Source organism: Litorilituus sediminis (assembly GCF_004295665.1).
GTDB classification, from domain to species: Bacteria; Pseudomonadota; Gammaproteobacteria; order Enterobacterales; family Alteromonadaceae; genus Colwellia; species Colwellia sediminis.
Genome location: NZ_CP034759.1, coordinates 2,273,664 through 2,285,766, shown reverse-complemented (window position 1 = coordinate 2,285,766; position 12,103 = coordinate 2,273,664). Strand labels below are relative to the sequence as shown.

Annotated in this window: 7 protein-coding genes; 4 read left to right on the top strand and 3 right to left on the bottom strand. The window is 41.7% G+C overall.

Features of this window, described 5'->3' with window-relative positions; all coding sequences use genetic code 11:
- Position 1: 1 nt before the first annotated feature.
- Together EMK97_RS10170 and EMK97_RS10165 are read right to left on the bottom strand one after the other, a co-directional pair.
- Entirely contained in the window at positions 2–1,162 is a 1,161-nt protein-coding gene (locus EMK97_RS10170) for a saccharopine dehydrogenase family protein (protein ID WP_130601818.1), read from the bottom strand.
- 16 nt (positions 1,163–1,178) lie between these two features.
- Positions 1,179–2,249: a saccharopine dehydrogenase gene (locus tag EMK97_RS10165; protein ID WP_130601816.1), complete on the bottom strand. Its 1,071-nt coding sequence runs from the start codon at positions 2,247–2,249 to the stop codon at positions 1,179–1,181.
- Positions 2,250–2,364: 115 nt separating this feature from the next.
- On the opposite strand from EMK97_RS10165, the gene ygjK reads away from it, so the two are divergent.
- From ygjK to EMK97_RS10150, 3 genes are all read left to right on the top strand, one after another.
- Positions 2,365–4,839, top strand: coding sequence for an alpha-glucosidase (ygjK, locus tag EMK97_RS10160; protein ID WP_130601814.1), 2,475 nt, complete (start codon positions 2,365–2,367; stop codon positions 4,837–4,839).
- Between the two features lie 79 nt (positions 4,840–4,918).
- Positions 4,919–5,698: a substrate-binding periplasmic protein gene (locus EMK97_RS10155; RefSeq protein WP_130601812.1), complete on the top strand. Its 780-nt coding sequence runs from the start codon at positions 4,919–4,921 to the stop codon at positions 5,696–5,698.
- Positions 5,699–5,701: 3 nt separating this feature from the next.
- The gene (locus EMK97_RS10150) at positions 5,702–6,061 is read left to right on the top strand and encodes a hypothetical protein (protein WP_130601810.1); all 360 of its coding nucleotides are present in this window, start codon (positions 5,702–5,704) and stop codon (positions 6,059–6,061) included.
- 87 nt (positions 6,062–6,148) lie between these two features.
- Here EMK97_RS10150 and EMK97_RS10145 read toward each other — a convergent pair whose 3' ends face one another.
- Positions 6,149–8,956: a bifunctional aconitate hydratase 2/2-methylisocitrate dehydratase gene (locus tag EMK97_RS10145; RefSeq protein ID WP_130601808.1), complete on the bottom strand. Its 2,808-nt coding sequence runs from the start codon at positions 8,954–8,956 to the stop codon at positions 6,149–6,151.
- A gap of 457 nt (positions 8,957–9,413) precedes the next feature.
- On the opposite strand from EMK97_RS10145, the gene acnB reads away from it, so the two are divergent.
- Positions 9,414–12,014 (top strand): bifunctional aconitate hydratase 2/2-methylisocitrate dehydratase, encoded by a 2,601-nt coding sequence (gene acnB / locus EMK97_RS10140; protein WP_130601806.1) that lies wholly within the window; start codon positions 9,414–9,416, stop codon positions 12,012–12,014.
- The last annotated feature ends 89 nt before the right edge of the window (positions 12,015–12,103 follow it).

Below are 12,103 nucleotides of genomic sequence, written 5' to 3'. Positions count from 1 at the left end.
ATTATTGCGTTAGGGTGATCACTTCACCTAATTCGGCTAAGTTATTTAACCATAACGCAATATGCTCACTTTGATGCGGCGCAGCGCTAACACCAGTGACAGCCTGCTTGTTAAGGATAGATTCAATAGCAAAACTAACAGGAATAGAGACTAAACGCGCCATGGCTTGGCCTTTGTCATTACCGGCAGAATCTAATAGATAGGCTTGTTTCCATACGGTATTGTCAGCTTGTTTTGCTTCAAGCTCTACGTGTAACACAACGCGATCCGGCTCACCTTCGTCATAGCTGTATTGTTTTTCTAGCTGCTCACTGATGGTTTTTAGCTCTTGCTCTGCAGCAGCAGTATCATTTGATGCCGTTAACTTAGCTACTTTATCAAATAAGCTTGCCCAAGCATCAGACCAACCTGCTAGCCTTAATGTACCGCGAACAAATTCTTTAACATTACCGGCATCAGCTAATTGATATTGCTCGATAAAAGGCAGAGAATCGCGGTTTGGGTAGCATTGAAAGGTTTCTTGGCCGTTAGCCAATTGTACTGTGTAGTCACCTAGTGCTTCCCATGGCGCATTGGAGGTTTTTACTTCGCCTTGTGCTAACCATTTTGCTGGCGATTTTAACGCTTTTAATACGCCAAGCGGCGACCAGCTGAACTTGTATTTAAAGTCATTGGCAATTTTAGGGAAGCCACCACAATATGAGCGGAAATACAGTTCATTGTTACTATTGTATTGCTCGCTAGAACGATAATTTTCTACTAAAGCATGCGCTAGAATATGATCTAAACCTGGATCTAACCCCACTTCATTAACAAAGCACAGTGATGCCTGTTTAGCTTGCTTATTAAGCGCTTTCATTTCAGGTGAAATATAGCTGCTGGAAACAAAATGGGCATTTTTATCTAAGCATAATTGTGCTACTTGTATGTGCATAGTTGCAGGTAGCATAGATACTAAAATATCACCTGCTTGCACAGCGGCGGTTAAGCTGTCCCAATCAAGCGCATTAATAGTCAGTTGCTCTTTTACATTGCTGAGCGCGTTTTGCGCTTTTGCTAAACTGCGGTTCCAAACAATAATATTTCTACCATCCTTGGTAAGTTTCTCAATGCCTGGTATAGAGGAAAGGCCGGCGCCAAGCCAATGAATCGTTGCTGACATGATAAGTCCTTAGTCGTTAAAGTGTTGCTGTTTTATCATTAAATAGCTGCAGAGCTTTTGGCCAAACGCCGCTATTTTGATTATTTAAAGTTAATAAGTGTTTGACCAACTGATCGCCATAATCTTCGCTACTTTCTTTTGGGAGCAATGATGGTAGATGATCTATGGCAATAAGATCGAGTGGCTTGTCATCTTTGATAATGCTTAAGCACGGTGATTTAAAGGTTGTACACTCATGGTAGATAGGTAGTGGATTATAGCTGCCATATGGGTCACAACTAACATCAACTATCATAGATAATTGTCTGTTTTTATCTTGAAGCAGTGCTTTGGTAACAAAAGGCGGTAAATCGCTATTGATAAAGACACAATTAACTAGCACATCTACTGCAAGGATTTCTGCAAATGGGCCACCTTTTTGAGTTTCCTCAATATCCCACTCGATGGTTTCTAAGCCAAGCGCTTTGGCTAAGTCAGCAGCACCAGAGCCACTGCGACCTTTAGCACCAATAACCATAACCTTAGGCTTGCTGGCAGTATTGGCTAGTTGCTTATTCAAATCGTCGAGTAGGCCTTGTTTACTTTGATAGGAGTGAATATCTTGTAACGGCGGTTGAACATTGTGCTCTTGGTTAAGCCATGCCATAACACCTAGCGCGGCACCAGCAAAGCCAGCCCAGTAACCAAATGCAGCAATACGGCGATTGTTTTCATCCACTAAATATTCTAGATCGAAGAGTTCACCACCGCCTGATTTAAAACGGCCTAATAATGCTTGCCAGCCCTGTTGTTCTTTATAAGCGTGAGCAAAGTAAATATGTTGGTGCTGTAGAGGAAAGTTATCTTCAGGTAACTCTTTTAATGCTAGGATGATGGCATCTTTAGGAGCATTTTCCCAGCTGCCTTCGCTAACAATGTCTGCGCCGGTATTTTCATACTCATTAATCGTGAAAATACTCTGACTAGATGCCTCTATTGTCACTTTAAAACCTGCATCAATAAGCTGCTTAGCATTCGCTGGCGTCAAAGCAGTTCGCTGCTCTTGCGGTTTAGTTTCTGCTCTTAACCATAGGTGAGTTTGTGTCATTATTAACGTCTCAATGTATAGGTAAAACTTATTTGTAGTATAAATGGTATAGTATACAGTATTCCGTTGTCGTGATATAGTTTTTAATTATTTACCCACACATTGCTGTTTAAATATGACAAAAACTATCAGTAGAGCTACTCAGATTTTTACTTCATTTTTACTTACTTCGCTGTTAACTAGCCAAGCGTTATCAGCATCTGGAGCAGAAAAGTCACCTGCTACTTTATCATTATTTGAACCAACATACCGTAATGTTATCGATCGTCAAGGAACACCACAAAGTTATAAATCATATGATAAATATCATAACCAACAATTTAATCCTTTCTTTGATTTAGGTGCTTGGCACGGCTTTTTATTACCGAAAGAAGAGCAGGATTATGCGAGCTTTACCGGCCCTATGGTTATTGCCCAAGAGTATGGGCTGTTTATTGCCAGAAAGCTTGAACAGTTAGCAATTACCGATGTGGTCAGTAAAAAAGTCTATCGTTTTGCTGATGCTAAGGTAAATAATTACACGAGGCCGGGGGCGTTAATTCAGCATTATGAATTTAGCGATATTAAGGTTGAGCTGAGTTTGCATTTTGTTAATCAGCGTAGTGCCTTAGTGAAGACTGAAATCGTGAATAAAACTAAGCAAAGTAAAAAATTGCAATTAGCTTGGCATGGACAATTACTAGAAAACTGGTCACCTGACAAGAAAATAAAAGCTCAGTTTGATAATTGGCAGGTAGCGTTAACGGCACAGTCAAACACGGTGGAATTTCGTTTTCCACAGCTGCGCTCCACTTGGCATATGATGACCAGCAATAGCTCAGCTTATCAAATACAAAGATCGATCAAGTCAGACACTAAGCTTAACCAAGAATTATCACAGTACCAAAGTGAGACGTCGGTAACACTAGCGCCAGCTGCTAAGTTGGCAATTTTCACTAGCCATAGCTATGTGCATAGTGAAAATGAAATGGCGCAAGTTACTGAGCAATTAGCAGAAATATTTACCGAGCCTAACCAGTATATTTTGGCAAGCCAGCAAAGGTGGCAGAATTATTTACATAAAGGCTTAAAGGCTGATAATACAGCGAAAGAGCAGCATATTGCTTTAAAGGCAATTGAAACCCTCAATGGTAACTGGCGCAGCCCAGCAGGAGCAATTCAACATAATATGGTTTCTCCTTCGGTTACAGCGCGTTGGTTTAATGGTGCATGGGCTTGGGATACCTGGAAACATGCTTATGCAATGGCAAGCTTTAACCCTGAAATCGCGAAAGACAATATTCGCGCTATGTTTGATTATCAAATATTGGCTGATGACAGTTTACGAGCACAAGATGCAGGCATGGTCATTGATGCCATCTTTTATAATAAAGATAGCGCTAGAGGCGGTGATGGCGGTAATTGGAATGAAAGAAATAGCAAGCCACCTTTGGCAAGTTGGGCAGTGTGGCAGGTTTATCAAGAAACCGGTGATTTAGCTTTTATTGAAGCAATGTATCCAAAGCTTGTGGCTTATCATTTGTGGTGGTATCGCAACCGTGATCATAACGGCAATGGCTTAGTAGAGTACGGTGCAACTAAACACAGGTTACATAATAATGCCCAAGAGCAGATAACCTTTTCAGTGAGTTATCATCAACAGCCGACACTTAACTTATCTGCATGTAAGCAAGGTAAGCCGTGGCATTATCAATGTGCAGGCATGTCGAGCTATCAACAGGTTCTTGATTTAGGCGGCTATATCGAATTAGATATTGCCGCACAACACGCCGCAGGTTGGGAATCTGGTATGGATAACGCTGCGCGTTTTGGTTTTATCAGCGATGAACAGCTACAAGCCTATGCTAATAAACATTATCAAGGGGATCTTGATAAATCTCGTGCTGATTGGCAAGTTAACTTTTTTGCCAATAAAGGTGATAAAGGTCAGCTACTCGGCTATTCAATCAATCAAGAATCTGTGGAATTAAATAGTTATTTAGCTCAAGAGAAACACTTGTTGGCAAAAATGGCGTTAGTGTTAGATAAAACAAAACAAGCACAAACATTTACTGAGCAGGCTAAGCTATTAGCACAGCAAATTAACCAGTGCTTTTTTGATGAAAAAACTGGCTTTTACTACGACAGAAAAATATTCGATAACCAAGAAAGTAGCTCTGCTCACTGTGCGGGGGAGCTATTAATAAATCGCGGTCGAGGCCCTGAAGGTTGGAGTCCGTTATTTGCCGGTATAGCCACAGCTGAGCAGGCCAAACGTGTAGTGCAGATAATGATGTCAGAGCAGGAGTTTAATACCTTAGTACCTTTAGGCACGGCGTCATTAACTAACCCAGCTTATGACGGTGATATTTATTGGCGTGGTCGGGTTTGGTTAGATCAAGTGTATTTTGGTTTAGTGGCACTAAAAAATTACGGCTATGATGCTCAAGCCAAACAACTTATGAATAAGTTATTAAATAACGCACAGGGTTTAGCAGAGCAAAGTAGCATTAGGGAAAACTATCACCCAGAAACAGGGGCAGAGCAAGGGGCAACTAATTTTAGTTGGAGTGCCGCGCACTTATATATGCTTTATCGTGAATTGCAGTAATTTATTTAGCCTATACCGACAACTCAGCTAAATAGGCCTATACTTAGGAGCACTATGATTTACTAGGAAAGATTGGCTTATGAAATTCATCACAGTTTTTCTATGGTTAGTCTTTCTTAGTCCAATGGCTAAAGCGCAAGAGCCAGTTGAGCTGATTGTTGCCGCTGACTATTGGTGTCCGTTTAATTGCCAGCCTCAATCTAACCAGCCCGGCTATATGATCGAAGTTGCCCAACGTGTTTTCGCGCAGCATAACATTAAGGTTAATTATCAAATTATTCCTTGGTCTCGGGCATTAACTATGTGTCGACAAGGTGAAATTGCCGCCGTTGTTGGTGGTTATCAATCAGATGCGCCTGATTTTATTTACCCGAGCGTAGAGCAGGGTATGATTGGCTTTAGCTTTTTTTCGCTACGTCACATTAATTGGCGCTATTTAGGCTTAGCATCGTTAGAAGATAAGCGTTTAGCCATTGCTTATGATTATGCTTATTCTACAGAATTAGGCAGCTACATTAAGAAGAATCAAGCCAACAAAGACAAGCTCTTTATCGCTTATGGCGAGCAACCGTTAAAGAAAAATATCCAGTTATTAGAACGCGATTTGGTGGATGTTATTATCGAAACTGAGCCTGTGTTCTGGTATGTCAGTAAACAAATCAACAAACAGCACTTATTTCGTCAAGCGGGTAAATTGCAATCAGCACAAGCTGCTTATATCGCTTTTTCTCCCGCTATTGTAGAATCTCAATATTATGCAGAAATATTAAGCCAAGGCATGCAGCGCCTGCGAGAATCAGGCGAGTTAGCGAGTATTTTGGCAAAGTATGGATTAACGGATTGGCGTATTAGGGAGTAATTAATGACTATGTGTATCACCAGAAAATCAGTAGTGATATCGCTACTGGCTTTGCTATCTGCTTGTAGCCAGAAACCATTTCTTATGGACGGTGAGCAGGCGTATTGGGACTTTGATCACCAAGTACAATTTAAGCAACGCAAGTTATCACAGTCTTCTTATCATATTGAAATCATTGCTAATAAAGCAGCAAGTTTTGAGCGCTCAGCGGTATTCTTACTGCGCCGTGCACAAATACTTTGTCCAAGTTATGGTTACTCATTGCAAATTTTAGATGGTGTCGAAAGTTATGATCATAAGCGTGCATCCCCTAATCTAATTATGGGTAACTTAAAGGCAAAAATTGATTGTGATGGCTCTTAGGTAATTTTAAGCATTAATAAAAGACATCAATAAAAAAGGGTTACTTGCATAACAAGTAACCCTTTAAATTTTTATCAGCAGTTAAGCTTACACTACTTGAATTGGTACCGCTTGACCTGTGAACTTAGTGGTCATTTCTTCTGTTGGTGGCGCAAAACGTGTTAAATCAATACCTTCAACAGCTGCTGTGTACTCATCCATAGTCGGGAAACGACCTAAGATAGTAGAAAGTACTACTAGTGGTGTTGAACCTAGTAAAGATTCACCTTTCTTCTCTGCGCTATCTGCTACCACACGGCCTTGGAATAAGCGTGTAGACGTCGCGATTACTGTATCACCTGGTTCTGCTTTTTCTTGGTTACCCATACATAAGTTACAGCCTGGGCGCTCTAGGTATAAGATGTTTTCGTACTTAGTACGTGCTTCACCTTTCGGGTTGTTATCATCGAATACGAAACCAGAGTACTTCTCAAGAATCTCCCAGTCACCTTCAGCTTTTAATTCATCAACGATGTTGTACGTTGGTGGCGCAACAACTAATGGTGCGTTAAATTCAATTGAACCGTTTTGTTTTTCAAGGTTACGGAACATTTGCGCGATGATTTGCATATCACCTTTGTGAACCATACAAGAACCAACGAAACCTAAATCTACTGGCTTGCCGTTGTAGTATGAAACAGGGCGAATAACATCATGGGTATAACGCTTAGAAACGTCTTCGTTGTTTACATCAGGGTCAGCAATCATAGGTTCAACGATAGTGTCTAAATCAACAACCACTTCAGCGTAGTATTTAGCGTTTTCATCTGGGGCTAATGCTGGTGTTTCACCAGACTTGATACCTGCGATACGCTCGTCAGCTAACTTGATAAGGCCTGCTAATGTTTGCGCTTCGTTATCCATACCTTTGTCGATCATGATTTGGATACGAGATTTTGCAAGTTCGATAGACTCAATTAAGGTTTCGTCATTTGAAATACAAACTGACGCTTTTGCCTTCATTTCAGCTGACCAGTCAGTGAAGGTGAATGCTTGGTCTGCTAATAAAGTACCAATGTGTACTTCGATTACGCGACCTTGGAATACGTTTTCACCTTCGAACTGCTTAAGCATTTGCGCTTGTGTTGCGTGTACGATATCGCGGAAGTCCATATGATCAGCCATTTTACCTTTGAAGGTAACTTTTACTGATTCTGGAATTGGCATTGCCGACTCACCTGTTGCAAGTGCAATTGCTACTGTACCTGAGTCAGCACCAAATGCTACACCCTTAGACATACGCGTATGCGAGTCACCACCAATGATAATGGCACGGTCATCAACAGTAATGTCGTTTAATACCTTGTGAATTACGTCAGTCATTGAATGGTAAACGCCTTTCGGATCACGCGCTGTGATAACACCGAATGCGTTCATAAATGCCATTAGCTTAGGCGTGTTGGCTTTTGCTTTGCTATCCCATACTGATGCTGTGTGACAACCTGATTGGAATGCACCGTCAACCAGTGGCGAAATGGTAGAAGCAGCCATGGCTTCTAATTCCTGACAGGTCATAGGGCCAGTGGTATCTTGAGAACCGACGATGTTGACTTTAACACGTACGTTAGAGCCAGCGTGAAGTGGCGTATCTGATGAAACGCCAACAGCGTTACGGTTAAAGATTTTCTCAACAGCCGTTAAACCTTGGCCTTCGTGTGAAATTTCTTTTGCCGCTGCGTAAACAACCGGCGCATCAACACCTAAGGTTTCTGCTGCGAATGTTTGTAACTTCTTACCGAAAGTCACCGCGTAAGAGCCGCCTGCTTTCATGAATTCAAGTTTTTGCGGTGTGAAAGCTGAAGATACGTCAACAAGCTCTTTATCGCCGTTGTAAAGTTTCTTCGCCTTGGTGTCGATAGTTAATACTGTACCTGTAGCAACTGAGTATGCTTCTTCTAATACTGGGTCGCCGTTTGCGTCAGTTACCGTGTTACCGTCAGCATCTACTTTCTTCACCCAATTTTTAAGGTCAAGACCAATACCACCTGTTACATCAACTGTAGTTAAGAAGATTGGCGCGATACCGTTAGTACCGGCAACAACTGGTGCAATATTGATAAATGGCACGTAAGGAGAAGCTTGTTCACCCGCCCAAAGTGCAACGTTATTCACACCTGACATACGTGATGAACCAACACCCATAGTGCCTTTTTCAGCCACTAGCATAACTTTCTTGCCAGGGTGCTGTTTTTGTAGTGCCACGATTTCTTGTTGTGCTTCTTCAGAGATCATGCACTTACCGTGTAATTCACGGTCAGCACGAGAGTGAGACTGATGACCTGGAGATAATAAATCGGTAGAGATATCACCGATACCAGCAACATAAGTAACCACTTCGATTTTTTCTGCAACGTCAGGTAATTTAGTGAAGAACTCAGCGTTGGCGTAGCTTTCTAAAATATCTTTAGCAACAGCATTGCCTGCTTTTAATGCCTCAGCTAAACGGCTAGTGTCAGCGTCGTATAAGAATACTTGAGTTTTTAATACCTCAGCGGCAGGTGCTGATACTGAAGCATCATCGCTTAGGGCAAGGTCAAGAAGTACTTCAATTGAAGGACCACCTTTCATATGAGAAAGCAATTCAAAAGCAAACTCAACTGAGATTTCTGCAACCGTTTCTTGGCCTAAAATAATTTCTTTTAAGAATTTTGCTTTAACACCCGCAGCACTTGTTGTACCTGGTAATGTGTTGTAGATGAAGAAGTTAAGAGAATCCTCGCGGTGCTCATGACCTTGATCTTTAATTTGTGCGATGATTTCTGATAATAGCTCTGCGCTATCGATAGGCTTAGGTGCTAAGCCCAGCTCTTCCTTACGATTTTGTATTTCTTTGATATATTCTAAATAAAGACTCATTTAATACTCTCTTTTAGCGATTTAGTGGCTAATAACATTAATGATAGAAGGGGAGTGTTAACCTCAATGGATTAACTAGCCCTTGTAATAGCAGGACAAACTTGTCCTTATTTTACCTGAAATTCTTCGTACTTCGAATCATTTGCTGAAATAAGCATTATTCATGATTTTTATACCAAGTAGAAGGGGCAGTTATAATGCCGGTTTAACTAGCTTTGTAATGCTTAGTTAACAGTCTAGATTAAAAATTAACCGGATTGATACCTAGGTCTAATAAATATCATCTATATTTGTTGATATAGTCATAAATAGAACGAATCTTAGTGCCTTGATTACCAGGCATTAAGGTAAGAATAATTATCAACTTTGGGTACTTATCGCTTTGTTATTAGCTTAATTTATATGTTGAGCGCAATCAGAGAAGTGATAAGTCCCCCGCTATCAAAAGGTGAATGTCGTGCTTCAAGAATATCGTAATCATGTTACCGAACGTGCTGCACAAGGTATTGTGCCTAAGCCACTCAATGCCGAGCAAGTTGCTCAACTTATCGAGCTAATTAAAAGCCCACCCGCAGGTGAAGAAGCGCTATTGTTAGAGCTGCTTTCAGAGCGTGTGCCTCCGGGTGTTGATGATGCTGCTTATGTCAAGGCAGCATTTTTGGCTGCCATAGCCAAAGGGGAGGCCAGCTCACCTATTCTTGATGCAGCTCGTGCGACAGAGTTATTAGGCACTATGCTTGGTGGTTATAATATCGAGCCTCTAATTGAGTTATTAGATTCTGAGCATGCTGAGATTGCCGTAGCGGGTTTATCTAAAACCCTACTTATGTTTGATGCCTTTTATGATGTTAAAGATAAGGCTGATGCTGGTAATGAATTTGCTAAAAAAGTCCTTAGCTCATGGGCTAATGCTGAGTGGTTTACCAATAAACCTGCGGTCAGTGAAAAAATAACAGTTAAAGTGTTTAAAGTTACCGGTGAAACAAATACTGATGACTTATCGCCAGCACCAGATGCATGGTCTCGCCCTGATATTCCGCTGCATGCTAAAGCCATGCTAAAAATTGCTCGTGATGATATTAATCCAGATGATGATGGCGTTGTCGGGCCAATTACGCAAATTGAAGCCTTGCAAGAAGACGGTATTCCGCTGGCCTATGTTGGTGATGTGGTCGGCACTGGCTCGTCACGTAAATCGGCAACCAACTCAGTGTTATGGTTTATGGGGGAAGATATTCCTTATGTACCGAATAAGCGCGGTGGCGGCGTGTGTTTGGGCGGTAAAATAGCACCAATTTTTTATAACACCATGGAAGATTCCGGTGCTTTACCCATTGAGCTGGATGTGCAAAAAATGCATATGGGCGATGTTATTGATATTTATCCGTATGAAGGTGTAGTAAAAAATGCTGCTGGCGAAGTTATTTCTGAATTTGAATTAAGCCCAGTGTTATTAGATGAAGTAAGAGCTGGCGGTCGTATTCCTTTAATTATAGGTCGAGGGTTAACAGGGCGAGCACGTGAAGCGCTAGGCTTAGGTGAAACAGAGATATTTGCTAAGCCTGTTGCAGCGGAGCAGTCGTCTAAAGGCTACACCTTAGCGCAAAAAATGGTTGGTAAAGCTTGTGGTGTCGCTGGTGTTCGTGCAGGGCAATACTGCGAACCTAAAATGACCACCGTAGGCTCACAAGATACCACAGGACCTATGACCCGTGATGAGTTAAAAGACTTAGCTTGTTTAGGCTTTTCTGCTGATTTAACCATGCAATCATTCTGTCATACCTCAGCCTATCCAAAACCTGTTGATGTGCAAACGCATCATACCTTACCTGATTTTATGATGAACCGTGGTGGCGTGTCACTGCGCCCTGGTGACGGTGTTATTCATTCTTGGTTAAACCGCATGTTATTGCCAGATACGGTTGGTACTGGTGGTGACTCTCATACCCGCTTCCCGCTAGGTATTTCTTTTCCTGCTGGCTCAGGTTTAGTTGCCTTTGCTGCTGCTACCAGTGTTATGCCACTTGATATGCCAGAGTCAGTATTAGTGCGCTTTACTGGTGAAATGCAGCCCGGCATTACTTTGCGCGATCTTGTTCATGCCATTCCGTATACAGCAATTAAGCAGGGTTTATTAACCGTTGAAAAAGCCGGTAAGGTGAATGAGTTTTCAGGTCGAATATTAGAGATTGAAGGTTTAACTGGCTTAACCGTAGAGCAAGCATTTGAATTATCAGATGCCTCAGCAGAGCGTAGCGCCGCAGGCTGTACTATTAAGCTTGAAGAAGAGGCTGTTGCTGAATACTTACAGTCCAATATTGTAATGCTTAAGTGGATGATCAGTGAAGGCTATGGTGATGTTCGTACTATTACCCGTCGAATCGAGGCCATGCAAGCTTGGCTAGCTAAGCCAGAGTTAATGGCAGCCGATAGCGATGCTGAATATGCTCATGTGATTGAAATTGACTTAAATGAAATCAAAGAGCCGATTGTTTGCTGTCCAAATGACCCGGATGATGCCAAGTTATTGTCAGAGGTGGCCGGTGATAGTGTTGATGAAGTCTTTATTGGCTCATGCATGACTAATATTGGCCACTTTAGAGCGGCAGGTAAGTTATTAGAAAATCACTTGGATAATAAAGGCGGCGCACTGTCTACCCGTATGTGGGTAACACCGCCAACGAAAATGGATAGTTCGCAATTAAGTGATGAAGGTTATTTCTCCATTTATGGTCGAGCAGGTGTTCGTGTTGAACCACCTGGCTGCTCACTTTGTATGGGTAACCAAGCGCGTGTTGCGGATAATAGCACGGTGTTATCTACCTCTACTCGTAACTTCCCAAATCGTTTAGGTACGGGCGCCAATGTTTATCTAACCTCTGCTGAACTTGCTGGCGTTGGTGCTATTTTAGGTAAGTTACCTACACCAGAAGAATATATGGCTTATGCTAAGCAGATAGATGCGACCGCAGCGGATACCTATCGATATTTAAACTTCCATCAGATGGAACATTACACTAGTAAAGCTGATGGTGTTATTTTGCAGGTAGAAGCTTAATTTATTGTTACTCAACTGGTTAGGGTCGAGTAAAGCAATCAGTTCTTTTTGAAACGCCACTATTTAGTGGCGTTTTTTATATTGGGAAA